Genomic DNA, 284 nt, shown 5'->3' with positions numbered 1-284 from the left:
GGTCGGCCGCGCGCATCTCGACCTCGCCGAACACGGTGGGCGCCTTCAGGCCCGCGAGCGCGGTGCGCACGGCGCTCACGTCGGTCGACTTGGCCTTGACGATGGCGGCGCGCAACATTTCCAGCGCGACCATCATGTCGGCGTCGGTGTAGATGGGCTTGCGCTTGAAGCGCGCCTCGTAAGACTTGACGAAGGCGGCGTTGCGCTCGCCCGGCATGGTGTTGTGGTAGCTCAGCCCGTTGAGCACGCCGAGTACGGAGTCGCCCTGCGCGGCCAGCTGGAAC

At 68.3% G+C, this 284-nt stretch carries 1 protein-coding gene; it reads right to left on the bottom strand.

The window, feature by feature from the left end; all coding sequences use genetic code 11:
* A partial coding sequence (locus P8629_RS11620) for an ABC transporter substrate-binding protein (protein WP_278166286.1) occupies window positions 1–284 on the bottom strand: 284 nt, incomplete at both ends.

Origin of the sequence: Hydrogenovibrio sp. 3SP14C1 (assembly GCF_029625905.1) — a bacterium.
Classification (GTDB): domain Bacteria; phylum Pseudomonadota; class Gammaproteobacteria; order Thiomicrospirales; family Thiomicrospiraceae; genus Hydrogenovibrio.
The sequence above is the reverse complement of the archived record's forward strand: the minus strand, read 5'-3'. Positions and strand labels throughout refer to the sequence as shown.